This window comes from Sphingomonas trueperi, assembly GCF_011927635.1.
Taxonomy (GTDB): domain Bacteria; phylum Pseudomonadota; class Alphaproteobacteria; order Sphingomonadales; family Sphingomonadaceae; genus Sphingomonas; species Sphingomonas trueperi.
This window is the reverse complement of sequence record NZ_JAATJB010000008.1, coordinates 22,616-48,756: the sequence shown is the minus strand read 5'-3', so window position 1 is coordinate 48,756 and position 26,141 is coordinate 22,616. Positions and strand designations below refer to the sequence as shown.

Annotated in this window: 20 protein-coding genes; 7 read left to right on the top strand and 13 right to left on the bottom strand. The window is 69.5% G+C overall.

Translation table 11 applies throughout. The features are described from left to right. Positions 1-7 precede the first annotated feature (7 nt). From GGR89_RS13470 to GGR89_RS13455, 4 genes are all read right to left on the bottom strand, one after another. Positions 8-844, bottom strand: a complete 837-nt coding sequence (locus tag GGR89_RS13470) for a p-hydroxycinnamoyl CoA hydratase/lyase (RefSeq protein ID WP_125976497.1) — start codon at positions 842-844, stop codon at positions 8-10. Positions 845-873: 29 nt separating this feature from the next. Then, the gene (locus GGR89_RS13465; protein WP_125976495.1) at positions 874-1,347 is read right to left on the bottom strand and encodes a DUF3237 domain-containing protein; all 474 of its coding nucleotides are present in this window, start codon (positions 1,345-1,347) and stop codon (positions 874-876) included. A gap of 9 nt (positions 1,348-1,356) precedes the next feature. Continuing rightward, entirely contained in the window at positions 1,357-2,808 is a 1,452-nt protein-coding gene (locus GGR89_RS13460; RefSeq protein WP_167712974.1) for an aldehyde dehydrogenase, read from the bottom strand. Between the two features lie 77 nt (positions 2,809-2,885). Next, positions 2,886-4,154: a cytochrome b/b6 domain-containing protein gene (locus tag GGR89_RS13455; protein ID WP_241217975.1), complete on the bottom strand. Its 1,269-nt coding sequence runs from the start codon at positions 4,152-4,154 to the stop codon at positions 2,886-2,888. Positions 4,155-4,404: 250 nt separating this feature from the next. On the opposite strand from GGR89_RS13455, the gene GGR89_RS13450 reads away from it, so the two are divergent. From GGR89_RS13450 to GGR89_RS13440, 3 genes are all read left to right on the top strand, one after another. Next, a complete protein-coding gene (locus GGR89_RS13450; protein WP_125976491.1) occupies positions 4,405-6,480 on the top strand; it encodes a PA5441 family protein in 2,076 nt (691 codons plus the stop codon). A gap of 73 nt (positions 6,481-6,553) precedes the next feature. After that, positions 6,554-7,189, top strand: a complete 636-nt coding sequence (locus GGR89_RS13445; protein WP_206434306.1) for a DUF3142 domain-containing protein — start codon at positions 6,554-6,556, stop codon at positions 7,187-7,189. Between the two features lie 72 nt (positions 7,190-7,261). Next, positions 7,262-8,197, top strand: a complete 936-nt coding sequence (locus tag GGR89_RS13440) for an alpha/beta hydrolase (RefSeq protein ID WP_241213431.1) — start codon at positions 7,262-7,264, stop codon at positions 8,195-8,197. Between the two features lie 16 nt (positions 8,198-8,213). On the opposite strand, the gene GGR89_RS13435 is transcribed toward GGR89_RS13440, so the two are convergent. Then, the gene (locus GGR89_RS13435) at positions 8,214-9,965 is read right to left on the bottom strand and encodes a ShlB/FhaC/HecB family hemolysin secretion/activation protein (RefSeq protein ID WP_125977311.1); all 1,752 of its coding nucleotides are present in this window, start codon (positions 9,963-9,965) and stop codon (positions 8,214-8,216) included. A 3-nt stretch (positions 9,966-9,968) separates the two neighbouring features. Then, entirely contained in the window at positions 9,969-15,935 is a 5,967-nt protein-coding gene (locus GGR89_RS13430) for an MBG domain-containing protein (protein WP_164542706.1), read from the bottom strand. A gap of 566 nt (positions 15,936-16,501) precedes the next feature. On the opposite strand from GGR89_RS13430, the gene GGR89_RS13425 reads away from it, so the two are divergent. Further along, the gene (locus GGR89_RS13425; protein WP_125977313.1) at positions 16,502-16,882 is read left to right on the top strand and encodes an alpha/beta fold hydrolase; all 381 of its coding nucleotides are present in this window, start codon (positions 16,502-16,504) and stop codon (positions 16,880-16,882) included. On the opposite strand, the gene GGR89_RS13420 is transcribed toward GGR89_RS13425, so the two are convergent. Then, the gene (locus GGR89_RS13420; RefSeq protein ID WP_125977314.1) at positions 16,872-17,060 is read right to left on the bottom strand and encodes a hypothetical protein; all 189 of its coding nucleotides are present in this window, start codon (positions 17,058-17,060) and stop codon (positions 16,872-16,874) included. The genes GGR89_RS13425 and GGR89_RS13420 overlap by 11 nt on opposite strands. 14 nt (positions 17,061-17,074) lie before the next feature. Between GGR89_RS13420 and GGR89_RS22800 the strand changes: the two genes are divergently transcribed. Both GGR89_RS22800 and GGR89_RS13410 read left to right on the top strand, forming a co-directional pair. Next, entirely contained in the window at positions 17,075-17,590 is a 516-nt protein-coding gene (locus tag GGR89_RS22800; RefSeq protein WP_125977315.1) for a histidine kinase dimerization/phospho-acceptor domain-containing protein, read from the top strand. 9 nt (positions 17,591-17,599) lie between these two features. Further along, positions 17,600-17,971 (top strand): sensor histidine kinase, encoded by a 372-nt coding sequence (locus GGR89_RS13410; RefSeq protein WP_164521767.1) that lies wholly within the window; start codon positions 17,600-17,602, stop codon positions 17,969-17,971. Positions 17,972-17,984: 13 nt separating this feature from the next. Here GGR89_RS13410 and treF read toward each other — a convergent pair whose 3' ends face one another. From treF to GGR89_RS13380, 6 genes are all read right to left on the bottom strand, one after another. Next, entirely contained in the window at positions 17,985-19,556 is a 1,572-nt protein-coding gene (gene treF / locus GGR89_RS13405; protein WP_125977317.1) for an alpha,alpha-trehalase TreF, read from the bottom strand. Positions 19,557-19,629: 73 nt separating this feature from the next. Further along, positions 19,630-22,317: a TonB-dependent receptor gene (locus GGR89_RS13400; protein WP_167712972.1), complete on the bottom strand. Its 2,688-nt coding sequence runs from the start codon at positions 22,315-22,317 to the stop codon at positions 19,630-19,632. Positions 22,318-22,423: 106 nt separating this feature from the next. Beyond that, positions 22,424-23,413: a FecR family protein gene (locus tag GGR89_RS13395; protein WP_125977319.1), complete on the bottom strand. Its 990-nt coding sequence runs from the start codon at positions 23,411-23,413 to the stop codon at positions 22,424-22,426. Next, positions 23,403-23,945 carry an RNA polymerase sigma factor gene (locus GGR89_RS13390; protein ID WP_164521766.1) on the bottom strand — a complete coding sequence of 181 codons (543 nt, stop codon included), beginning with the start codon at positions 23,943-23,945 and terminating at the stop codon, positions 23,403-23,405. The genes GGR89_RS13395 and GGR89_RS13390 overlap by 11 nt, the downstream gene beginning before the upstream one ends. Before the next feature lie 294 nt (positions 23,946-24,239). Further along, positions 24,240-24,791 carry a sugar O-acetyltransferase gene (locus tag GGR89_RS13385; protein WP_125977320.1) on the bottom strand — a complete coding sequence of 184 codons (552 nt, stop codon included), beginning with the start codon at positions 24,789-24,791 and terminating at the stop codon, positions 24,240-24,242. Between the two features lie 2 nt (positions 24,792-24,793). Continuing rightward, the gene (locus GGR89_RS13380; RefSeq protein ID WP_125977321.1) at positions 24,794-25,474 is read right to left on the bottom strand and encodes a DUF1349 domain-containing protein; all 681 of its coding nucleotides are present in this window, start codon (positions 25,472-25,474) and stop codon (positions 24,794-24,796) included. A 100-nt stretch (positions 25,475-25,574) separates the two neighbouring features. On the opposite strand from GGR89_RS13380, the gene GGR89_RS22795 reads away from it, so the two are divergent. Beyond that, positions 25,575-26,135, top strand: coding sequence for a TetR/AcrR family transcriptional regulator (locus tag GGR89_RS22795; RefSeq protein ID WP_125977322.1), 561 nt, complete (start codon positions 25,575-25,577; stop codon positions 26,133-26,135). The last annotated feature ends 6 nt before the right edge of the window (positions 26,136-26,141 follow it).

The following is a 26,141-nucleotide window of genomic DNA, read 5'->3' as shown; positions in this document are numbered from 1 at the left end:
CCCCGGCTCAGGCGTTGTGCTTGGACTTGTCGTACGCACCGAGGCCCGGCTTGTACGTCTTGTCGTCGATGAACTGCTTGATGCCTTCCTTGCGGCCTTCATTGTCGTAGCTGTTGGCGGCTTCCTGCGCGCGGATCAGATAATCCTCGGCATTGTCATAGGTCATCTCGCGCACCCGGCGGATCGCGTCCTTGGTCGCCTTGAGCGCCACCGGATTCTTCGCCTGCAGCACCTTGGCCACTTCCTCGACACGGGCCTTGAGGCCGTCCAGCGGCACCGCCTCGTTGACCAGACCCCATTCGGCCGCCTTCTTGCCGCTGATATTCTCACCCATCATCGCGTGGTACATGGCGTTGCGGAAGCCGGTCAGCTCGGCGATCACCTTCGACGCGCCGCCGCCGGGCAGGATGCCCCAGTTGATCTCCGATAGCCCGAACTGCGCCTCCTCCGCCGCAAAGGCGAGGTCGCAGCCGAACAGCGGGCCATAGCCGCCGCCGAAGCACCAGCCATTGACCATCGCGATGGTCGGCTTGTGATACCAGCGCAGGCGGCGCCACCAGCCATAGGCCTCGCGCTGGGCACCGCGCGTGGCGCCCAGGCCCTTGACCTCGTTCTCGCGGAAATATTCCTTGAGGTCCATGCCGGCGGACCAGGCGGTCCCCTCACCGCTCAGCACCAGCACACCCACATCGTCGCGATATTCGAGTTCGTCGAGCACTTCCATCATCCGCCGGTTGAGCCGCGGCGACATGCAGTTGCGCTTGTCCGGACGGTTGAAGCGTACCCAGGCGATGCCGTCGATCACGTCATAGGCAACGGTGGCGTCTTGGATCGGATCGGTCATGCTGCTTAGCCTTTCTGAAAAATGCGGCGTCATTCGACGCAGTAGAAGTCGATGATCACATGGGTCGGCCGGCGGATGCCGCGCGCGACGAACACGGTGCGCGCCAGCCAGGCGTGCGGCCCCTCGGCCACCTCGAAGCGCGGCGTGGTGCGGAAATAATAGGCGTCGGGCTCGACCGGCTCGTCGCGCGCCAGCCGGGCGGTGACCGCCTCGCTGGCGACGCGCAGGCCCGGATTCTCGATCCCGATCACGGTGCCGTCCTCGGCCTGGAGGAAATAGCGGGCGAGCACGCGGGTGACGCCGCCCGGCAGGATCGTCTGCCAGTCGCCGCCGCCCGGCAGCACCGTCGCGCTCAGACGCGGACCGCTGACCCGGCCGCCGGTGATCGCGATGAAGCGCGACCGGCCGCCATCCACCGCTCCCCGGTCGACCGGCGGCGCGATCTCGACACGAGCCGAGAAGGCGAAGACGAGGCCGGGCGGCGGAGCGGAGGGGTCGGTCATGCGTTCGGCTCAGATCGGGAAGTGGCCGGGCTGAGTCTCCAGCGTGATCCAGCGCAGTTCGGTGAAGCTCTCGATCCCCGCCTTGCCGCCGAACTTGCCATAGCCCGAGGCCTTCACGCCGCCGAACGGCATCTGCGCCTCGTCATGCACGGTCGGCCCGTTGACGTGGCAGATGCCCGACTGGACCTGCCGCGCCACCCGGAGCCCGCGCGCCGCGTCGCGGGTGAACACCGAGGCGGAAAGGCCGTACTCGGTATCGTTGGCGAGCTCGATCGCGTGCGCCTCGTCGCGCGCGCGGATCACGCCGACGACGGGGCCGAAGCTCTCGTCGCGGAACAGCTTCATCGCGGGCGTGACCTTGTCGACGACATGCGCGGGCATCAACACGCCGTGTGCCTCGCCGCCATTCACCAGCGCGGCGCCCTGGGCGACGGCATCATCGATCAGGCTCTGCACATGCGCGACGGTCTTGGTGTCGACCACCGCGCCGAGCGGCGTCTTGCCCTCGCGCGGATCACCGACCGCCAGCGTGGCGACCTTGGCCTTGAACTTCTCGACGAACGCATCGGCCACCGCATCGACGACGATGATCCGTTCGGTCGACATGCAGATCTGGCCCTGGTTCATGAAGGCGCCGAACGCCGCCGCCTTCACCGCTTCGTCCAGATCCGCATCGTCGAGCACGATCAGCGGCGCCTTGCCGCCGAGTTCGAGCACCACGGGCTTCAGATTCTGCGCGCACCGCACCGCGATGATCCGGCCCACGCCGGTCGATCCGGTGAAGTTCACCCGGCGGACGGCGGGCGCGTCGATCATCGCGCCGACCACTTCGCCGGCGTCTTCCGGCGCATTGGTGACCAGATTGACGATGCCGCCGCCGAACCCGGCCTCGACGAACGCCTCGATGATCAGCGCATGGGTGCGCGGGCATTGCTCGCTGGCCTTGAGCACCACCGTGTTGCCGCAAGCGAGCGGCACCGCGATCGCGCGGGTGGCGAGGATGATCGGCGCATTCCACGGCGCCATCGACAGCACCACGCCCGCCGGCTCGCGCACCGCCATGGCGATGCAGCCCGGCTTGTCGGAGGGGATCACCTCGCCGCTGATCTGGGTGGTGAGCCCGGCGGCCTCGCGGATCATCGAAGCGGCGAGCATCAGGTTGAAGCGCGCCCAGCCCTCGGTCGCGCCGATCTCGGCCATCATCGCATCGACGAACGCGTCGGCGCGGGCCTCCATCGCGGCCGCAGCCTTGGTCAGCAGCGCGCGGCGGGCATTGGGGCCCTGCGCGGACCAGGCGGGGAACGCCGTCTGCGCGGCAGCGACGGCGGCGAGCGCGTCTTGCGGACTGGCAGCGGCGGCGGTGGTCGCCACCGCGCCGGTGACGGGGTTATGGCGATCGAAAGTACGTGCGGCCTCGCGCGGGGCACCGCCCACGCTCAGCGCAACTCGGCTTGCAGACATGACCTCTCCTGTCCTGCGTGCTATTGTTATGTAGCATAGCTTTTATCGCAGGACAGGCAAGAGGCATCGCGGCCGATTTATTTCGCGTCGGCGGCGAAGCGGAACGTCACGGCAATGGCGTCGGGGATGGTGCCGGGGTCGCTCCACTGGCCCTTGCCGACCCCGAAGGCGAGGCGCTTGACCGTGGCAGTGCCGCTCGCCTGGGCATGGTCGCCGTCGATCTGGAGCGTGAAGCGCACCGGCATCGGGTTGGCCGCGCCCGCCAGCGCCAGCGTGCCGTCGGCGACATAGCCATTGCCCTGCTTGCGGATCCGCGTGGCGGTGAAGCGCGCCTTTGGGTGCGCAGCGACACCGAAGAAATCGTCGCCCTTCAGCGTGTCGTCGCGCTCCGAGTCGCCGCTGCTCACCGAGGCGAGATCGATGTCGACCGCGATCTTCGAATGGGCGAGGTCGTCGGGGCTGAACTGGATGTCGGCGGTCCAGCGGGCGAAGCGGCCGTTGATCGGCTCGCCGCTATAGACGGTGCGGAAGGCAAGTGTGCCGCCCGGCGCGACCTTCCAGCTGCGCACCGGCGTGGCGGCGTCGGTCGGCGAAGCGGAAGGCGTCGGCGTCGGCGTCGGCGCGGGGCTGGCCGAGGCTTCCGGGGTCGGCGCCGGGGCGGCCGGCAGCTCGGGCGTCGAGCCCGGGGTCGGCAGCGGCTGCGAGGGCGTCGGCGCCTCGGCATGGCCCTTGTAGCGCCACGAACCGGCGAAGAACGCCGCGACGCACGCCGCCAGCGCCACGACGACCGCGATCGACAGCGCCGGACGCCGCGACAGCGCCGCCGGCATCATCCGCCCGATCACGTCGTCGCGCAGCAGATGGTGCCGCAGCGCGCCCGCGACGTGCAGCACGAACAGCCCGGCGAGCAGCCAGCCGATCAGGCCGTGGATGGCCTCGGCCGGCTCGTTCCACGCCGAGCCCAGCGGCAGGTGCGGCAACGGGATCGTGCCGAACAGCAGCGTCGGCAGCTTCACCCGTGCGGTAGAGACGATGATCCAGCCGGTGATCGGCCCCAGGATCATCACGCCGTAGAGGCCCCAATGCACCGCGCTCGCGAGCAGCTTCAGCGCGGGCGCACCCTCGGCAGGCGGACGCGCGACGAACAGCCGGGTCAGCAGCCGGGCGAGCGACAGGACCAGGATCAGGATGCCGACCGACTTGTGGAACTGGAAGGCGACGAACAGCGAGGATTTCGGCAGATCCTCCAGCGCCCAGCCGAGCCCCAGCTGGAACAGCAGCAGCAGCGCCAGCGCCCAGTGGAGCAGGATCGCGATCCCGCTATATCGTTGTTTCAGCCCTGCCACGCTCAGCCTCGTTCTACGGGAACGCGCGCAGCCCGGTGCGGCGCACGGAAGCGCACGAACCCGATGTCCGAGTCGGTGGCGCAACGACCCGATGTTGCGCGCATCGTGGCGTGATCGGCAAGGGCACCCCCGGAAACGCTGGGTTCCGGGTCGCGGGCTGGCGGCTACCATCGCGACATCGTACGGACCATGGCATGCTTCCTGCCGCTGCGGTAGGCGCACGCCCGCAACTTTCACGGGGGCGTGCAGCATGATCCGGACGCTATTCTTCCTCCTGCTCGGGATGGGCGCGCTGTGGAGCGTGCCCGCGCATGCGAGCGGCGATTACAGCTGCGGCCCCGCTTGGAAGCTGCGCTACGCCGCCTATAGCGGTTGCGACGACCTGGCAATGCTCGGCCCGCGCAACGACAGCCGGACAAATCTCGCGCTGCTCCTCGCCGATCTGCCCGGCGCCGCGCGGCTGGTGGCACCGGCCAAGCCATCGGTGTTCCTCGATATCGCCCTGCTGATGCCGCGCTCGGCCGATGGCGGCAGCCCGTACTTCTCCGACGGCGAGGGATCGCGCTGCCGCAGCAACGTGGCCGGCACAGAACGCTTCGAAGCCGCGATCCGCGCCAATGCGAAGGTGCCCGAGCCCGAACGCGCCGCCTTGATCGCCGCTCGGAAGGGACTGGCGCCCGACTGTACCCAGGGAACCGCGGGAAGCGCCGCACTCGTCGCCGCGGTAAACGGGGCGAAGTCCGAGGCGGGCAAGGCGTTCGCCGCCTATCTCGACGGCGCCGCCGCCTTCTATGCCGGCGACTATGACGGCGCAGCGGCGCGCTTCGCCTCGCTCGGCAATGCCCGCGATGCGTGGCTGCGCGAGACCGGGCGCTACATGCTCGGCCGGGTCGCGGTGAACCAGGCGCAGGTCGATTATTACGACGACTATGGCTCGCCCAAACAAGGCGCGAAGGTCGCGCCGACGCTGGTCGCCGAGGCGGAAAACGCGCTGCGCGGCTATATGAAGGCCTACCCCCAAGGCGAATATTTCTTCTCGGCGCGCGGTCTGTTGCGCCGCGTCTACTGGCTGGCGCAGGACCGCGCGAAGCTCGAGGCCGAGTATGCCGCGCTGATCGCGCTGCCGGACGCGAAGCGCGGCATCGACGCAGTGTCGCTGGCGCAGGAGATCGACGCCAAGCTGCTGGCGGGTGCCACTGCGGACTCGCTGCACGACCCCATCCTGCTCGCCGCGTTCGACCTGATGCACATGCGCACCGGGGAACGCGGCGAAACCTGCTGCGACGCCCTGTCCCGCGCCGCGCTCGACGCCCAGCGCGCCAAGTTCGCCAGCAAGCCCGCGCTGTTCGCCTTCCTCCAGGCGACCCATGCCTATCATCTCGGCGGGCAGCCGCAGCAGGCGTTGGAGCTCCTCCCCGATGCGTCGCACCAAGCGAATTTCAGCTATCTCGAGTTCAGCCGGCAGATGCTGCGCGGCATGGCGCTGGAGGCACGGGCCGACCGCAATGTGCGCGGCTTCTGGATCGACCTCCTGTCCGGCGCCAAGGCCCCCCGCCAGCGCCCCGTCGTCGAGCTGGCGCTGGCGCTGCACGACGAGCGGCACGACGGCCTCGCGCGCCTGTTCGCATCCGACTCGCCGATCCGCTCGCAGGAGATCCGCGACCGGCTGCTGATGAACGTCGCCGACGCGAAGCTGCTGCGGCAGCAGGCGCAGGCGGTGAGCGCCTCGGCGCACGAGCGCGACGTCGCGCTGTTCACGCTGCTCTACAAGGAAGCGACGCGCGGTTCGCACCGCGACTTCGTCGAGGATGTCCGGCTGGTACCGGCCAGCGCCCCGATCGAAGCCGATTATTATTTCGACTTCAGCGGTGCCAAGCCGCTGCCTACCGGGCTGTTCGTCAAGGGCAAGAAGCTGGGCGATTATGGCTGCCCGGCCTTGTCCGAAACGCAGCGCCGCCTCGCCGCTGCGCCTCGCAATGCGAAGGCGATGCTCTGCCTGGGCGAGTTCACCCGCGTGAACGGCTTCGACGGGTTCCTGCTCGACAGCCAGCCGGCGAGGGACGAGCTGGGCGGCACGCCGACACGGTTCGCCGGCGTTCCCTATTCGCGGCTGGACGCCTATCAGGCGGTGATGGCCTCTGCCGCCGCCTCGCCCGACGATAAGGCCTATGCGCTGTTCCGCGCGGTCAATTGCTATGCGCCCAGCGCATCCAATGCCTGCGGCGGCAAGGGCGTGGAGCCTGCGGTTCGCAAGGGCTGGTTCCAGCGGCTGAAGCGCGATTATCCCAAGTCGCGCTGGGCGCAGGAGCTGCGCTATTATTGGTAGGAGGCTCGGGCTGCTGCTGGCACTGCCGCTGCTGCTCTCGGCGACGCCGCCCCAGACGGCCTCCAGCGCTGCGGTGGATGCCACTCGCTACGACGCATTCTGGCTCTGGGCGGGGGTGAAGCCGCAGCCGGCGCTCGCCCACGCCCGCCGGATCTACCTGCTGCAGGGCGCGGTGGTCGGCGGCGACGCGCCGCGGATGATCGCGCAGCGCCCGGCGGTCCCGCGGGTCCGCCATGCCGAGCTGTGGATGGTGCTGCGGGTGGAGACGCTCGCCTGGCCCCCGCAGATCGACGCGCAACTGCGCGCCGCGCTCGATCGCTGGCAGCGGGCAGGGAACCGGATCGCCGGCATCCAGATCGATTTCGACGCGCGGACGCGTCATCTGTCGCGCTATGCCGCCTTCCTCAAGAGCCTGCGGGCAAAGCTTCCCCCACGGTACAGGCTGAGCATCACCGGCCTGCTCGACTGGAGCGCCAATGGCGATCCCGAAGGCCTGGCACAGCTGTCAGGCGTCGTCGACGAGGTGGTCGTACAGATCTACCAGGGGCGGCACGTGATCCCAGGCTATCAGGGCTATGTCGCCAAGCTGGGCCGATGGCCCATTCCGTTCCGGATCGGCCTGCTCCAGGGCGGCGAATGGACGCCGCCGCCCGGGCTCACCGCCAATCCCCGCTTCCGGGGCTATGTGGTGTTCCTGCTGAACCCGTGAACCCGAACTGCGCTTTTCGTGACGCCGCGAACCGGTGTATAGCCCCAGCGCAAGAAATGGGGGAGGAACGCGATGAAGCTGGCGGTAACGGTAGCGGCGATCGTCGCCACGGGCACGATCGGTATGGCGGGTGCATCCGCGGTGCAGACGTCGCAGCAGGCCTATGCGGCGATGTCCGACACCCCCGGCACCGGCCCCTACCCCGCCGTCAAGCGCACCGACTCCGCGCTCCCCGACCATGTGCTCTACCAACCCGCCGACCTCTCGGCGCTCGGCGCCAAGAAATTGGGCGTGCTGGTGTGGGGCAACGGTGCGTGCAGCGACGACGGCGCGAGCGTACGGCTGCACCTCGCCGAGATCGCATCGCATGGCTATCTGGTAATCGCGCCCGGCCGGATTTTGACCGGCCCCGGCGCACCGCCGCCCCCGCAAACGCCGCCCCCGCCCGGCCCGCTCGGCATCAGGACGACGACCGCGCAGGTCGCCGCCGGGATCGACTGGGCGCTGGCGGAGAACGCGCGGCGCGGCAGCCCCTTGTTCGGCCGCATCGATCCGCGACTGGTCGCGGTCTCGGGCCATAGCTGCGGCGGGCTCCAGGCGCTGGAGATCGCCGCCGATCCGCGCGTGCATGCCGTGATCGTCCATAACAGCGGGGTGTTCAAGGACGGCACCAATCCGATCCGCGGCATCACCATCGACAAGGCGGCCCTGCGGCGGCTGCACACCCCGGTGCTCTACGTCATGGGCGGACCCTCGGACATCGCCTGGCCCAACGGCAACGATGATTTCGACCGGATCGACACCGTGCCGGCGATGCTCGCCAGCCTCGATGTCGGCCATGGCGGCACCTTCCAGGATGCCAATGGCGGCCGGGTGACGCCGGTCGACGTCGCCTGGCTGGAATGGCAGCTGCGCGGCGACCCCGCCGCCGCGCGCTGGTTTCAGGGCCCGGACTGCCGGCTCTGTACCGATCCCGCCTGGACGGTGCGCAAGAAGCGCATCGACTGAACGCGGTGCGGGCGCCTCAAAGCGCCAGGGTCGCCCGCACGTTCGCGCGCACATCGCCTGCCCGGGTCGCGCCGAGCGTCTTCATCGCGACCCCGACATCTCCCGAAACCGCGAGGTGCCGCCCCACCGCCCAGTCGGCGCCTATGCCTGTCGCACCGACCGGGCCGGCGTCGCCACCGCGCAGCCGGCCGGCATAGCCAGCGTCGAGATACAGCCAGGGCTCGAGCGCCGAGGCCCATCGACCGCGCCCGATCCGCAGCGGATCGAGCCGCAGCTCGTTGCGGAGCACCGCGCCGCGATCGAACGCACCGTCGTCCAGCGTATAGGCGCGCACCTGGCCGCGTCCGCCGATGCCCAGCATCTCGGTCTGCGGCAGCGCGACGCCGCTGAACTGCCAGTTCAGCTGGTGGACCAGGCTGAAGCCGGGCAGCCGGGTGCGCCGCGAGAGCACGCCATTGGCATAGGCGTAGCGCGCCGCGCCGAACTGACGCTGCGAGGCCGCCTCGAAGGCCGCGGCCGTGTTGTGGGAATCGATTCCGCCGGGGCTGACATGCACCGCGATGTCGATCGTGGTCGATCCCAGCGCATCATGGGCCTGCAGCGCATAGCCGGCGGTGACCTGGCCGACATGGAAGCGCGACGTCGGCCGCACCAGCAGCGTGCCGAACAGCAGGTCGCCCGCCTGGGTCTTCCAGTCGAGACCGGCATAGACCTCCCCGCGCAGGCATGACGCGACATTGGCCAGGGCAGTGCGGATCGTCAGGCCATATTCTCGGGTGTGCTGGCGGGAATCGAACGCCTCGAAGGGCTGGTTGGAGCGAATGTCGCCGAAACTCGCCTCCAGGCTCGTCCGCGGCGCGATCGCCATCCAGAGCCGCCCCGCCTGGCTGACATAGCGGCTGCTGCCGCCAGGGTGGGCGCCGAGCCCGGTCAGCCGCTGGCCCGAGGTGGTCAGCTGATAGCTGGCATAGCCGTCGCGCAGCCCCGGGACATGGGCGAGCGCATAGAGGAAATAGCGGCCGATGCCCGTGTTGGGGCTGCCGCTATTGGCATAGCCGCCGCCCACCGCCCAGGGGCGCTCGCGGGTGCCGACATAGGTCACGTCGGTGGTGCCGAGGCGCTGCCCAGGCTCGAACACCGCCTCCACGCGGCGGAAGGGATAGCGGTTGAGCCAGTCGAGATCGTCGCTGAGTGCCTGCGCGTCGATCGTCGCGTCCGGGCGTTGGCGGATCGCCGCCGAGAGATGTGCCGCCTCGCCCGGGCCCACCCCGGAGATGCGCGCCTGGCCGAGCCGGAATTGCTCGACCCGCAGCGTCAGCTGGCCCGAGGAGATTTCCTGCTCGGGCGCGGAGACATGGACGAAGGGGCGGCCATGGTCGCGATAGGCCTTGGCGATCGCCGCCTTGATCGCGCTGATCTCCCGCTGCGAGAGCGGGCGGCCGATGAAGCGACGCAGCCGATCTGCGAGCCACGGCGCGTCCTCGATCCCCGCGAGGCGGATGCCGCTGTCGTCGGGCGTGGCCACCGCATCACCGGCAATCAGGGTGACGCCGCGCAGCGTCACGCCCAGCGGGGTCGGGTCGGCGGCGGGATCAACCTCGACCGGCGGCACCGGCCGCGCCGGCTCGGGCTGGAGCACGGGCGCCGGGTTGCGCTCGAGCGCCTGCGCCAGCGCCGGGTGTGGCAGCGCCATGCAGGAAAGCGGCGCGAGCCGAGCGAGCAGGCGGGTGTTGGGCGCCCCACGGCGCGCACGATCGATGGTCTGCACGGATCAGTTCTGCCGCTTGAAGAAGATACCGGGGAAAGGCCGCATCGGCATGGGTGCATCCGGGCGCTCGCCGCGAAGAGCGCCGTCGGCACCGCGCCAGACGCTCGCAGGTGCCGCGTCGCCGGTCAGACGGATCGACAAGGGCGTCGGCCGCACATTGGGATCGCGGACGACGAGACCGGTCGGGGCATTCTGGTAGACGATCGCATAGTTGGAAAGACCGGCTCCCGACGCATTCGATACGGCGATCGCATAGGGATCCGGGCCATAGGGGGCTGCCGCGCCGAAGCCCTCGCTCCACAGCGCGACCCCGTCCACCCGATCGCCATTGACCAGGCCGGTCGCCTGGAAGCCCACGACGCTGGGATCGAGTGTGGTACCCAGTACCTTGCTGCTGTCCTGCGCCCGGATGATCAGCGGGCGCGGCGTCACGCCGAGGGTCGCCCCGACGAAGCTGAGCGCATAGTTGGCGCCCGCGGTCAGCGTCCCCTGGCCGATCGCATAGCTGCCGACCGGGCTCGCAGCATTCGCGCTGGTCGTCAGGGCACCGCGCAGCGTGTCGCCATGCACCAGGCCGGCACCGCCCACGCTGTAGGCCAGCGCCGGTACGGCGTCGCCATAGACCATGGTGCGATCGAGCGCGGTCACGGAAAGCGGTCGCGGCGTTACCGTCAGGCTCGCGCCGCCGAAGCTAAGCGTATAGTTGGGGCCGGCGCTCAGCGTGCCGAGCCCGATGGCATAGGTGCCGACCGGACTGGTCGCGCTGGCAGTGGTAGCCAGCGCGCCGCGCAACGTGGCTTCCAGCGTGTCGCCATGGACAAGGCCGGCAGCATCGACCGCATAGGCGAGGCCCGGCACGGCATCGCCGTACACCATGGTGCGGTCGCCTGCCGTGACGGTCAGCGCGCGCGGGGTGATCGACAGGTTCGCGCCGACGAAGTTCAGTGCGTAGTTGCCGCTCGCCGCGAGCGTGCCCTGCTCGATCGCATAGCTGCCCGCACCGCTGGTCGCGGTTGCGCGCGTCGTCAGCCCCCCGCTCAGCGTGTCGCCATTGACCAGCGCCCCGCTGTCCACCGCATAGCCGAGCGTCGGCAGCGCATCGCCATAGGTCATCGACCGTGCATCCGCCGTCACCGTCAGCGGACGCGGCGTCACCGCCATCTGCCCGCCGACGAAGCTGAGCGCATAGTTGCTGCTCGCCGCGAGCGTGCCCTGTCCGATCGCATAGCGGCCCACCGCGCTGGTCAAGGCCGCGCCGGTCGAAAGCGCGCCGCTGAGCGTGTCACCATTGGCCAGCCCGGCACCACCCACCGTGTAGGTGAGCGCCGGCAGCGCGTCGCCATAGACCATGCTGCGGTCGTTCGCCGTCACCGTCAGCGACCGCGGCGTCACCGCCAGGGTCGCACCGGTGAAGCTCAGCGCGTAGTTGGAACCGGCGCTGAGGCCGCCCAGCTCGATCGCGTACGTACCGACCGCGCTCGCCGAGTTCGCGCTCGTCGCCAGCGCGCCGAAAAGGGTGTCGCCATTGACCAGCCCCGCGCCGCCCAGCGCGTAGGTCAACGCCGGCAACGCATCGCCATAGACCATGGTCCGGTCGTTCGCGGCAATCGTCAGCGATCGCGGGGTGACCGACAGGGTCCCGCCGGTGAAGCCCAGCGCATAATTGGCCCCGGCGGTCAGCGTCCCCTGCCCGATCGCATAGCTGCCGACCGCGCTCGTCACGCCCGCGCTTGTCGCCAGCGCGCCGCTCAGCGTGTCGCCATTGACCAGGCCTGCACCGCCCAGGCTGTAGGTCAGCGCAGGCGTGCCGTTGCCATAGACCATGCTGCGATCGTCGGCGGTCACCGTCAGCGCGCGCGGCGTTACCGACAGGGTCGCGCCGGTGAAGCTCAGCGCATAGTTTGCGCTGGCCGCCAGCGTCCCCTGCCCGATCGCATAGCCGCCGACCGGGCTCGTCGCGCCCGCACTCGTCGCCAGCGCGCCGCTCAGCGTGTCGCCATTGACCAGCCCCGCACCGCCCAGACTGTAGGTCAGCGCGGGCGTAGCGTCGCCATAGACCATGCTGCGGTCCTGCGCCGTCACGGTCAGCGCGCGCGGCGTGACCGACAGCGTGCCGCCGGTAAAGCTCAGCGCATAATTGGCCCCGCCGCTCAGCGTGCCCTGGCCGATCGCATAGCTGCCGACCGGGCTGGTCACCCCCGCGCTCGTCCCCAGTGCGCCGCTCAGCGTGTCCCCGTTGACCAGCCCCGCGCCACCCAGCGCGTAGGTCAGCGCCGGTAGGGCGTTGCCATAGACCATCGATCGGTCGTCCGCGCGTATCGTCAGTGCACGCGGGGTGACTGCGATGCTGCCGCCCAACAGGCTCAGTGTGTAGTTCGCGCCCGCGCTCAGCGTGCCGAGCCCGATCGCGTACGTGCCCACGCCCGTGGTGGTGCTGACGTTCGGCGCCAGCGATCCGGTCAGCGTGTCGCCGTTGGCCAGCCCCGCACCGCCCAGCGTGTAGCCGAGGGTCGGCGCGGTCTCGCCATAGACCATCGTCCGATCGGCGGCGGTCACGGTCAGCGCTCGCGGGGTAATCGACAGGGCCCCGCCGACGAAGCTGAGCGCATAGTTCGGGCTCGCGCTGAGGCTGCCCTGCCCGATCGCGTAGCTGCCGACGTTGCTCAGCCCATTCGCGCCCGTGGCAAGCGCGCCGCTCAGCGAATCGCCGTTGACGAGGCCCGCGCCGCCCAGCCGGTAGGTGAGCGTCGGCATGGTCTCGCCATAGACCATCGCCGCATCTTCCGCCGTCACGGTCAGTGCGCGCGGCGTTATCACGAGGTCCGCGCCCGTAAAGCGCAGTGCGTAGTTGCTGCTGGCGCTCAGCGTGCCTTGCGCGATGGCATAGGTACCTATGCCGCTCGTGGCGCTGGCGTTGGTCGAAAGCGCACCGCTCAGCGTGTCGCCCTGGACCAGCCCGTCGCCGCCCACGAGATAGCTGAGCGTCGGGACGTCGCCATAGACCTGGGTCGCGGCGTTCGCCGTCACGTCGAGCGTGCGCGGGGTGATGGACAGGCTCGCGGTCATGTCGGCATAGACGAGGTCGTAGCCCGACTGCGTCGAGGCGAGGCCGCTGGCGGCGCGCACCGTGTAGCTGCCGGCGTCGACGCAGTTGCCCGTCCCGCCCGTGCAACTGTAGCGGATGGTGCCCGTGATCCTTGCCGGGTCCACCGCCTGCCCGTTCGCCGTCCGAACCGAAGTACTGAATCGCGTCGCCTGGTTGGTGCCGTCGTAGAGCCCGCTTGCCGCGGTGCTGCCACTGAACGAGACGGTCGCCGTCGTCAGGAATGCCTTGAGCAGCGGTGCAGTGGCGCCTTCATAGATGCGCCAGATCTTGTCCTGGCCGCCGGCACTATCGAGGTCCCACCCCTCGAAACTGCCGGCCGACGCCATCTGGGTCGTCAGCAGCCCTCTGACCAAAGGCTGTTCGTAGCTCCCTCCCGTCGGTTTCGATTGGCCGGTCGTTTCCTTGTTCCACCGGACATTCGTGTAGAAATTGCCGAGCCCGGCAATGCCGCCCGCGGTAAGGGCGTTCGAAGTGATGGTTACCTTCCCGGACGCATAGCCGAAATCGATCTGGCCGCGGTTTTCGCCAACGATCCCGCCGACCATCTCCCGGGCGGTGGCGCTGCCGGTGGCATAGACGTTGGCCATGTGGCCGCCATAGACATGATAGCCGACCAGTCCGCCCGCATTGGTGTCCGCCGCGACCGCACCGGTCGCGTACGAGATGTCGATCCTGCCCTGAACCGCCGAGTTGGTACCAACCAGCCCGCCGGCATTCTTGTTCTTTGCCGTGACCGCGCCGGTTGCGTAGGCGCGATCGATCGTGCCGCTGCCGGCATTCTCGCCGACCAGTCCGCCGACACTTTCCGAGCCTCTGACCGCACCGGTGGCGAAAGAGCGCGTGATGCGGCCCGAATTGAATCCGACGAGCCCGCCCGCGTGGTTGGACAGCCCGGTTTGCTTCACCTCGGTCAGCAAATCGAGGATGGCGCCCACGGGCGTCTTCGCAAAGGAGTCGGAGATGCTGCCCGAATCCTCGTTGCGGCCCACCAGCCCTCCGACGAAATGCGCGCCTTCGGTGGCGGCGGGGGAGGTCAGTTGTGCGCCGCTGATCCGACCGAAATTCTGTCCGACCAGCCCACCGACATTGTTGTTGCCGCCGGCATCCCCGCGGATGGTAACGTTGCGGATATCGCCCCGATTCACCCCCACCAGGCCGCCGACATTGCTGCCGTCGCCGGTTAGCGCCTGCACGTCGCCGGAAATGTTCTCGATCTTTCCATAGTTGACGCCCGCAAGCGCCCCCATGTTGCTGCTGCCCTTGGCGGACCAGTCGATCGCCAAGGCCGTATCGAGCACGAGGTTGCGCACCGCGGCGCCGCTGTTGACGGTGCCGATCAGACCGACATTTGTGGCATTGGTGGCGCGTATCGCCAGGTTCGAGATGCTATGGCCCAGCCCGTCCAGCGCCCCGCTCAGTTCGGCGACGACCGCCGCGGAAGCGGACTGCGAAGGCAGATCGTGCGCGAGCGCGAAATTGCCGCTCTGCCCGCTGATCGCCTGCAGGTCCGACCAGGAGTGGACCAGCGTGTATGCGGCATCGTTGATGCTGAGCGACTGGCCCGACTGCCCATCGGCGAAGGTGATCGAGCGCCCCGGAGCGAACACCACGTTGCCGCCGGTCCCGCCCTGGTTGGTCCGCAAGGCCAGCGATCCGCCGCCACGTACGGCGATATCCGCGTTGATCGCGATGCCGTGATAGGCGTTGAGCGTGAGTGTCGCCCCGGTGTTCCACGACAGGCCGGCATTGATCAGGATGTCGCCCGGACCGTCCTTCGTATAGCCATAGTCGTCCACGCCGCTGACCAACGTCACGCCGGTATTGGCGGCAAGCGTGTCGTTGATCGCGGCTGCAGCGGCGCTGTCGATGACCAGGTCCTCGGGGTCAAGCAGCCAGGTGCCGCCCGCCGCATCGATGGCCGAAGCGCTGATGCGCAGCCGGGCGCCCGAGGTCTCGATCGCGCCGGCGGATCCGCCCTCGCCCAGCGCGCGGATCGTCCCCGCCACCTCGGTGGCACCCGCCGTGCTGACCAGCCAGACCCTGCCGTCGCCCCGCCGCACGCCGGTGGCGTTGATCGTGCCGGCGCTGTTGCCCGCCAGCGCATAGACATTGCCCTGCTGCGCGCGGAGCTCGACATTGGCGGCGGCGATCGTCCCGCCATTGGCCGCGCCGGTCTGGGCGTCGCCATACAGGACGGAGAACAGCCCGCCGCCGTCATGCGCGGCGTCGCGGAGCAGTACCTTGCTGCCGGCGATCATGCCCACGGTACCGTTGGCGGCGGAGAGACTGCCCTGGTTCTCCACCACCGCACCGATCAGTGCGACATTGCCGCCGAGCGCGCTGACCTTGCCGAGATTCACCACCTTGGCCCGCGAGGTGCCCGCAAAGGTGAGGCTGCCGCCGGCCAGGAAGGCGGCATCGGGCACGTCGAGCGTCGAGGCGATGAAGCTCCCGCCGGTCTCGACGATCCCGCGCGCGCCGATAACGACGCCATTGGGATTGACCAGATACACCGATCCGGTCGCGCGCAGCAGCCCGTCGATCGACGAGACCGCGCTCCCCGTCACCCGGTTGAGCGTCGCACCCGAGCCGTTCTCGATCAGCACCCCGGCCTTTTCGCCGATCGAGAAATGGGCCCAGTCGATGATCGCCCGGTCGCTACCCTGGCGGATCGTCATCGTGCTTCCCGCCGCGCCGATCGACGCCTGGCCCGCGACGACGGTGCCCCCGCCCGGCAGCATCGTCTGCGCCTGTGCGGCGAGCGGTACGGCCCCGCCCAGGATGGTGGCACCGAGCAGCAGGCGGCGCAGGCGGCAGCCCGCGTTGCGATGGTCGGCAAGGGCGGCGCGGCGGCGCGTCAGCATGATCTCTACTCGCTCACGAAGGGAAAATGGCATGCGACGCGCAGCCGCAGCGGCATCGGAAGGCTCAGGAAGAGGGCTGGCGGCGACATGGCCGACGATGGCGCGCGCGCCCCCGGTACGCGCAGCGCCATCGTCGACCCCCCTGTTCACCGGCGCAGCGTGGCCTTTCCCCCGAAAGGCCACGCCGTGTCCCCCGCTCGGCATCATGCCCCCATGATCCCCTCCGAATGCTCGCGCGGCAGGCCTCGTCGCGCCCAGCGCGTCAAGATCGCGAACGGCTTTTGAGACGCGGTGGAAGGAGATTGAGATGTTTTGCAGCATCGGGCCGTCCACGACGGCAGCGGCAGGCAGGGGCGGCAAGACCGCCGGCAAAACCCGATTCGATAGGCCCCCGCACGTGGCGTGCGGAATCGCCAAAAAAGCGGGCATCGCATCAATCCCGGACGGCCCCGCTCCGCCAGACTGCGGCTTCGCGCCCTCTTTCGTGGCCGTGCGCGCCCCTCGATCGGGACGGGGACCTTTCAACCATCGTGGCTAGGCTACTGACCTGCCGGGAGGGACCGACGATGCCAATGCTGGACCTGCAGGACGGGACGCGCCTCTATTACAAGGACTGGGGCCAGGGCGCGCCGGTGGTGTTCGCGCAGGGCTGGTCGCTCAACGGCGACATGTGGGAAAACCAGATGATGTTCCTGGGATCCCAAGGCTACCGCGTCATCGCCTGTGCCGAGACCGACTATCGCGACGATATCGGCCGGTTCGACGTGCCGGTGCTGGTGATCCATGGCGAGCGCGACGCCTTCGTGCCCTTCGACGCCACCGCGCGCCAGGCGGCGGCGCTGTTCCCGGATGCGACGCTTAAGGTCTATCCCGGCGCGCCGCACGGCATCCTGCTCACCCACAAGGACCAGCTGAACCAGGGTCTGCTGCAGTTCCTCACGCGCTGAGCCCTCGGTGGTGCAGGGTTTCGAGACTGCGACGCGGGCCGTGGATGCGATGGGCCTCGCGCTCGGCCGCTTCGACGTCGACGCGGGTGCCGCGGCGCTCCTCGACGGCCTCGCCGCACGCGATCTGCCGCAGGCGCGGCGCGAGGATCTGCTGCGTCGGCGCTATGGCGCTTCGCACAGGCCGACCAGCTGGTGGAATCGCTTCGGGGGCGCGGCGAGCCCGATGCGTATTTCCGCACCCAGCTGGCGTTGCAGGTACCCGGCGGTACCTTGCCCGTCCACTATACCAGCTGGTGCGAGGACGCCGATCCGGCCGGGCAGATCACCTTCGGCCTGCTCGACCGCAGCGACCAGGTGGCGGCGGAGGAAGCGCTGACCCGCCAGCGCGCGCAGAGGGCGCATGCCGACCGCCTCGCCACCCTCGGCGTGATGACCGCGACGATCGCGCATGAGGTGCGCCAGCCGCTCAGCGTCATCCTCGCCTCGGCCCAGGCGGCGCAGCGCTGGTTGCGGCGCCCCGAACCCAACCTCGCGCAGATCGAGCAGTGCCTCGACAGGATCGTCCTCGGCGGTGCCAAGGCCGAGGAAACCGTCGCCCGGCTGCGCGGCCTGGCGGCCAGCCGATCCGAAACCCGCGGTCGCTGCGCGCTCCGCCCGCTGATCGAGGAAACCGCCGACCTCCTGCGCCCCGAACTCGCCAGCCGCTAGGCGACGCTGGTGCTCGACATCGCTGGCGGCCTGCCGCCGGTGCCTGCCGACGGGGTGCAGTTGCGCCAGGTGCTGATCAACCTGCTGATCAACGCCGCCCAAGCCATGGCCGACGCGCAATGCTGGAACCGCGCGCTGAAGCTGCGGGCGCGGGCCGATGGCGGGTTCGTCCAGATCGACGTCGAGGACAGCGGGCCGGGCATTGCCGCGACCGATCGCGACCGGCTGTTCGAAGGGTTCTACACCACCAGGGCGAGCGGACTCGGCCTCGGGCTCAAGATCTGCCGCCAGATCGTCGAGGACCATGGCGGCACGATCGACCATGTCCCGCGCCCAAGCGGCGGCTCGATCTTCCGCATCCGCCTGCCGATCGACGCCTGACGCGGAGGGCGCCTCAGCGCCCCGCTGCCAGATCCGGATAGCGTTCGAGCAGCGCGCTGGTCACGCCGTTGGTCCAGCCGAAGCCGTCCTGCAGCGGATATTCGCCGCCGCCGCCGGGCACCTGCTCCTCGACGTCATATTTCTCGAGCATCTTTCCCGTGGCGCGATAGGCGCGGTCGACCGTCGCCAGCCAGCGCGCGGCAATGTCCTTCGCCAGATCGCGCTGGCCATAGCCGGCGAGCCCGTCGATCGCGACCCATTGCAGCGGCGCCCAGCCATTGGGAGTATCCCATTGCTGCCCGGTGCGGTTGCCGGTGGTGCGCAGGCCGCCGGGGGCGACCAGCTTGGCGCGCACGGCCGTGGCGACGGCGCTCGCCTGCTCGGCGCTCGCCGCGCCGACGAACAGCGGGAACAATGTCGCGGCCGACAGCACCGGCGTCGTGCGCTGCTGACGCCAGTCGTAATCGGCGTAGCGCTGCTCGGCGCCAAGCCAGAGATAGGTGTCGATCGCCTTGCGCCGCTGGGCGGCGCGGCGGGTGAAATCGGCCGCGCAGTCGGCATCGGCGAGCGTCGCGCAGCGCTGCGCGATCCCGCGCTCCATCGCCCAGAGCAGGCTGTTGAGGTCGACCGGCACGATGTCGGTCGTGTGCACGGTCGCCAGCGTCTTCCCGTCGGCCAGCCAGCGCGAGCTATAGTCCCAGCCGCTTTCCGCACCCGCCCGCAGATCGCGATAGACGGCGGTGAGCGGGCGGCCCGCCGCGACCTTGCCGGTGTTCACGTCCTCGCGATAGCTTTCGTCGCGCGGCGCCTCGCGCGCGTCCCAATAGCGGTTGAGCAGGCTGCCATCGGCCATCCGCACGACATGCTCGCACGCCGCCTGCGCCGCCGTGATGCAGCCCGCCCCGCGCATCCAATAGCCATATTCGCTGCGTAATGCCGCGAGGCGGGTGCGCAGCACCGCCGGATCGCGCGCGTCCGACAGGTCGAGCATCAGGGCGAAGAAGGGCGGCTGCGAGCGGCTGAGATAATAGCTGCGGGTGCCGTTGGGGATATGGCCGTAGCGCTGGATAAGGCTGACGAAGTCGTCGAGCATGTGCTCGACCATCGCCTGCTGGCCATCGACCTTGAGGCCCAGCATGGTGAAATAGCTGTCCCAGTAATAGATTTCGCGGAAACGCCCGCCGGGGACGACATAGGGCGCCGGCAGCGACAGCGCCGAGTTGCCCGGCTCGGGCGTCAGCGCCGGGCGCGACAGCACCGGCCACAGCGCCTGGACGTGCGCGCGCAGGCCGAGCTTCTCCTGCGGCACCGGCGCGCCGTTGCCCGGCGCCGGCAGCGTGAAATGCGCCTCGACGAACGCTTTCAGCGCCTCGCGCGTCTTCGGCTTCGCCTTGCGATAGGCCGCCAGGATCGCCGCCGGATCCTCCTTGGGCACCGCATCGACGAAGGTCTTCCCGTCCGGGAATACCTGCGCCATCTGCACCGCATCGAACAGCGGGCCGAACAGCTGGGCGGGGCTCTGCGGCTCGGGGTCGGTCGCGGCGACGCACAGCAGGGCGGCGAGCGAGAGCAGGCGGCGGATCATCGGGTCATCCTCATCGGGCGCACAACGCACGAGGCCGGTCGAGCGCTGCGCCCGGCCGGCCCCTCGGGGGTGTTCAGAAGTGGTAGGAAGCGCTGAACAGCGCCGACCGGCCGAGGATCGGCCGCGCGAGGATCACCCCGCTGCCCTGCGATCCGATCGTGCGCGGATTGCCCTCGGTCAGCCCGATCGTGTTGGTGATGTTGTCGACCGAGGCCTGGAGCGTGATCCGCTTGGTGATGTCCACGGTCAGCCCCGCGTCCCATTTGTAATAGTTGGGCAGCAGCTGCGCGTTCTGCACGTCGGAGAAGCGGTCGCCGATATAGGTGACCGAGGTGAACAAAGTCGCCTTGCTCTCGGAGCCGAACTCCACCGAATAGGCCGGCGAGACGCGCCACTGCCACTTGGGCTGGCGCTGCACGCGATTACCGGTCAGGTTGGTCGCGCCGTTATCGGTGAAAAAGTTGCGATACTTGCTGTCGAGATAGGTGCCCGAAAAGCCGATGGTGAAGTTGCGCACCGGCCGCAGCTCGCCCTCCAGCTCGACGCCGGTCGCGCGCGCCCCGCCGATCGAGGCGATCGGCGCCCCGCTGGTGATCACCGTGGTGGCGAGGCCGTTGAAGTCGTTGTGGAACACGGTGAGATAGGCGCTCGCCAGATCGGTCGAGACCTTCAGCCCGCCCTCATAGGTATCGACGCGCGGCGCCACGGTGATGCCGTCGCGGAGGTTGTCGAAGAAGGGGAAGCTGTTGCCGCGGCTGTAGCGCAGGAACAGCCCGATCACGCGGGTGAAGTCGTAGTTCGCACCCGCCGTCCATGACCATTTCTCGCCGCGATAGCGGATCGTCGAAAAGGTGCCGTTCAGCACCGCGTCGCTGTTGTCGTACAGCGTGTTCGGGTTGCCATCGAGCCCGCCCACCGGCGCGGTGCCGTTATTCTCCAGCGTGCCGTCGACCGAATGGTGCTGGTAGCGCAGGCCAGCATCGAGGCGGAGCTGGTCGTTCACCTGCAGCTCGTCCACCGCATAAACCGCCGCGTCCTTGCCGTCATAATCGGCGTTGACGTTGAAGGTCGATCCGCTGGTGAAGCCGTTGCGGGTGACGATACGGCCGTCGGCCAGCGTCAGGTTCAGGCGGCGCGCATTAGGCTCGGCGGTGAGCAGCTGGCTGTTGCCGAGGTTCCACAGATCGCGCGAGGAATAGGCCGCGTAATAGACGCCTGCGGTGAAGCTGTTGCCGCCCTTCTTCCATTCGAGCGCGAGATCGTTGGAGAAATTCTCGATGCGCTTCTGCACGCGCCACAGTCCGGCCTCGACGACCTGGGTGGTGCCGGGGACCGCCTGGCCGCCATTGGCGAAGCTCAGGCTGCCGATCGTGCCGCCCCTGCTCGCCGCATAGGCCGAGGCGCTCTGCGGCGGGGTGCCGCCGGGGACGAGGCCGGTGGTGTCGGCATCACCCTTGAGCCAGCTCAGGCGGTCGCGCAGCTTGAAGCCGTCGCCCAGCCGATATTCGAAATTGCCGCCCAGGTTGACGACGTCGGCCCCGCGCCCGTCGGCCAGATCGACCCGGGTGCCGTCGTTGAGCACGCCCAGCCGGGTCTCGCCGCCCGCCAGCGTGCCGCTGCCGGCATCGAAATTGCCGTACTGGCTGATCTTCTTGCCGTTCTGCACCACCGGGATCGGCAGCAGCCACTGGCCGCGATCGTTGAGGTAACGGCCGAACACGAGCACCGAGCCATTGTCGAAATCATGCCGGACATTGGCGGTGATCTGCCCGCCCTTCTCGGCGGTGAAGCGCGGATTGCGCACGCCGTTGCCCGCCGAATAATAGCCGCCGACCATATAGGTCGTGCTCGCTCCGAGCGGCCCGGAGAGATAGCCGTCGGCGCGCACGTCGCCATAGCTGGCGACGCCGAGCTTGAGCAGATTGTCCGGCGTCGCGCCGCCCTCGCGCTGGACGAAGTTGATCGTCAGGCCCGGCTGGCCGGAGGAAAACAGCGCCCCGGTGCCGCCGCGCACCGCTTCAACCCGCTTGAGGGTCGAGTCGATGCGGATCAGCTGCGAGTTTTCGAGGAAGGAAAGCGTCGGCGGCGAGAAGATCGGCACGCCTTCGGACTGGATCGTCACAAATTCGGCGTCGCCGCCCGAAGGATAGCCGCGCACGAAGATATTGGCGCCGTTCTTGCCGCCCGAACTCTCCACGCTGATTCCGGGGACGACGCGGAGCACTTCGGCGGTGCTGGCCGGTGCCAGCCGTTCGATCGCGGCATCGTTGATCGTGGTGACGGCGAAGGACGCATCCTGGCGGCGGGTGCCCGCGCCGGCGGTGCCGGTCACGACGATTTCGGGGTCGTTGGCAGCGGCTTCCTGCTGCGGGTCCGCCGCGGCGACCTGCGTTTGCCTGGCCCGCGCGGCGGGTGCAGCCGCCGCTCCCTCGGTGCCGCCGCCCTCGACAACGAAGGTACCGCTGGCGGTGGTGCGATAGCGCAGGCCGCTGCCGGCGAGCAGCATCGCCAGCGCGCGGTCGACACCGTAGCGGCCGCGCAGTTCGGGTGCGCGCTTGCCGCGGACGAGGTCGGGGGCGAACAGGATCTGGCGGCCGCTCTGGCGGGCGAATTCGGTGAGCGCGGCGCCGAGGTCGCGGCTGCCGATCGCCAGGCTGACGGTGGCTTCGGCCACCGGCGCGGCGAGCGCGGGTGTGAGGGCGCAGGCGGCGACGCCGGCGAGCGCCAGGCTGCGGACGAGCGTGGAAAGGGTGCGGGGCATCAGGATCCTCCCAAAATCGGTTCACGAGGCGCCGTCTGGTGCAGCGCTTCTACCCGCCATGACGCAGCCGATCCGAAAACCCGAACCTGCCCCCGCGAAAAAATCTTCAGCGGCGGCTGGAAAGCTCGATCGTGCCGTCGCTGCGCGTCACTGCCTGCACGGGGAAGCTGGTTTCCAGCGCCTCAGCGAAGGTCGCGCTTTCGCCGGTGCGGAAGGCGCCGCTGATCCGCAGCGCGGCCGCACGACCATCCTTCACCACCAGCGGATGCGGGGCATAGCGGTTGAGTTCGGCCACGGCCTCGGCGAGGGGCGTGTCGGCGAACACCACCAGCCCTTCGCGCCACGCTTCGAGCTGGCGGGCGTCGCCGCCGTGGCGGAGCGTCATGCGGTCGCCGCGCGCGACCAGCAGGTCGTTGGGCACCATCGCGACGGTACCGACGGTGACCTTGCCTTCGACGAGCAGCACGGTGGTCCGATCGGCATCGAGCCGGACATCGAAGGCGGTGCCGTGCGCGATCACATCATGCGCACCGGCGGTGACGCGGAACGGCCGCGGCTGGCCCTTGGCGACCTCGAACCAGGCCTGGCCGCGCTCCAGGATAAGGTGGCGCTCGGTCGGGGTGTAGGCGACGCGCACCGACGTCGCGGTGTTGAGCGTCAGCCGCGAGCCGTCGTCGAGCATCATCGACAGCCGCTGGCCCACCCCGGTGCTGAACAGTCTGGTCTGTGCGACTTCGGTGCCGGCGGGGCCGCGATGCTCGGCGGCATACCAGCCGGCCAACGGCAGCGCGACCAGCGCCAGTGCGGCGAGCGCCGCGCCCGCCTTTTGCTTGCGGGCCGCCGATCGCGCACGATGCACCGCGACGCGGGTCGCGGTCGCCTGCCGGAGTGCCAGCAGCTCGGGATGTGCGGCGAGGGAACGGGCGCAGTCGTGCGTCGCCTCGATCCGGGCGAAAGCCTCGGCATGGGCAGGGTCTGCCATACGCCAGCGCTCGAACGCCTCGGGTGGCGCGGCGTCGGGGTCGCGCGCCAGCCGCTCGTGCCAGCGCGCCGCCTCGGTCGCGATCGTCGTCGTGGCGGTCCCGTCAGTCTTCACGCCACGCCTCCAGTGCCGTGGTCACGTGCGCCATCGCACGCGCCACATGTTTCTCCGTCGCCCGGGTCGAGATGCCGACCAGCGGGGCGATATCGGCGATCTTCAGCCCTTCGAGCACGCGCAGCACGAAGATGTCGCGCGTGCGCTCGGGCAGCTCCAGCAGGGCATCGCGGAGCCGGATCACCGCTTCCCTACCCTCCAAGACGCGCTGAGCGGTAAAATCCGAACCGGGATGCGTCTCGTCGTCCCAGCTTTCGTGAACGGCGTCGCCCCGCGCCGCCTCGCGACGCGCGCGATCCTTCAGGGCATTGGCGGCGGTGACGAACAGGAAGCGATCGGGCTGGTCGATAATGCCCGGATCGGGCATCCGGCTGAGCTTGAGGAACACGTCCTGCACCAGATCGGGCACGTCGTCGCGGATGGCGACGCGACGCTCGAAGAAGCGCGCCAGCGGCCGCGCATAACGGCGTGCGAGCTGGTCCAGCAACGCGCCGCGTTCGCCCTGTCCTCCCCGCTTCCTGTCCGGCCGCATCGTTTCGTGCTCCCTGGCACGCGCTTGTGCGCGCCCGCGACCGGCGAGGCAAGCGTCGCGATCGAGGTGCGCGGGCGGCCCAGCCTGCGCCGGATCGGCGCATCCCGGAATGGTGCAATCCCCACACGGGATGACAGGAGCCGAGCGCCAGCGGAGCAGCCGGTCCGCCTGGACCAGCGCCGTGATGCCTGGATGTGAACGCCACGACGAGCAGCGCGGCGGACCCGCGCAGCCCGTCGAACAGTTCGAAAAGGGCCTTCCCGCCGCTGGTGACGTCCGGCCCGACCGCGCTGCTCAAGCCTCGATCGGTCGCGCGGGATTGCCGACGACGGTGGCGCCCGGCGCGACGTCGCGCGTGACCACGGCACCGGCGCCGACGATCGCGTCATCGCCCACCGTCACGCCCGGAAGGATCAGCGCGCCGCCGCCGATCCAGACATTGGCGCCGACGCGGATCGGCCGTCCGGATTCCAGCCCCTGCGCGCGCAGCGCCGGGTCGCGCGGGTGATCGGCGGTGAGGATCTGCACCCCCGGCCCGATCTGCGTGCCTGCGCCGATCTCCACGCGCACCACGTCGAGGATCACGCAGCCGAAGTTGAGGAACACGCGGGTCCCCAGATGGATGTTGCTGCCATAGTCGCAGTGGAAGGGCGGGCGCACGACCACGCCCTCCCCCACCTGCCCCAGCCCCTCGACGAGCAGCGCATGGCGATCGGCCGCGCTCCAGGCGAGCGAGGCGTTGTAGCGCGCCATCCACGCGGCTGCGCGCGCAGCATCGGCGGCGATCTCGGGATCGTCGGCGGTGTAGAGCGCGCCGGCGAGCATCCGCTCTTTCTGCGAGGCCATGCTCAACTCAGATCGTGCAGATCTTTGCCGAGCGGCGCGGTGATGCTGAGATCGGAGAAGCGCACCTCCAGCCCCGCGCGCTCGGGCGTGCAGGCCATCGGACCGACCTGATAGGACGCCGCGACCGGGAACGGCGCCAGCCGCACCAGCGGCCAGGTCTTGCCGTCGGCCGAGACCTGGAGCCGCAGCACCCCTTTGGCCACCGTCGCGCGCATCCAGAAATCGGCGGCGTCGCCCGCATAGGGGCCGGTCGACCAGTCCGAGCGACCATCGGTCAGCACGCTGCTCAGCATCGCGCGGCCGTCGGAGAGCTCGATCCCGGCCTTCACCCAGCGCCGCGCGTCGACCCGCACCATGATGCCGGCCTGGTCATACAATTTCTCGTAGCGGCCGCGGATGCGCAGCTGGGCGGTGAAGGCGTCGCCGGTCGGGAACCCCAGGAAATGGCCGCTGTCGCGGGTGAAGCCGTAGTGCGTCTCGCGCCAGAAGTCGGTGCTGCGATCGGTGACCAGCGTCAGGTCGCCGTCGGCATCCGCGTTCCACGTGCGCGGCGCGTTCAGCCAGCGCCCGCCCTTCCGGCCCAGCGCTGCCGTCTCAGCTGCCGTCGCGCGTGCGATCGACGGCACGCCCAGCGCCACCGCGCCTCCGAGCACCGTGCGGCGCGACCAGTGCGCTTCGTCCATCTTCCTTCTCCTCCGATCTTCGCTACGGCAGAACGCAAGTGCCAAGCCATGGCGCGATGTGTACATTTGTACATAATCGGAATGCAACGGAGTTTTTGGCGTGTCGGAGGGACAGACCAGGCGGAACGATCCCGAACGGCGGCACCGCATCATCACCGCGACGCTGGAGGTGATCGCCGAGCACGGCGTGCCCAATACCACCCACCGCCGCATCGCCGCGGCCGCCGGGGTGCCGCTGGGATCGGTCACCTATTATTTCGCCTCGCTGGAGACGCTGCTGACCGAGGCGTTCCTCCATCTCGCCGAGGAGTCTTCCGACGCCTTCCGCGCCCGCATGGCAGCAGCGCGCGACCGCGACGCGGCCTGCGAGGCGATCGTCGACATCATCGCCGGGTCCCTATGGGCCGAACCGCGCACGCTGCTGCTCAGCTACGAGCTCTACGCCTTCGCGGCGCGCCACCCCGCGGTGTCGGCGGTGATGCGGCGCTGGATGGACAACAGCCGCGCCGCGCTGACACGCTTCTTCGATCCGCTGACCGCGCGGGCGCTGGACGCGCTGGTCGAGGGCATCGGCATCCACAACTCGATCGATTCCGACCCGCTGGATCGCGACGCGATCCGCGACATCGTCCAGCGGCTGACGGCCCCCGGCCGGGGCTGAGGCGCC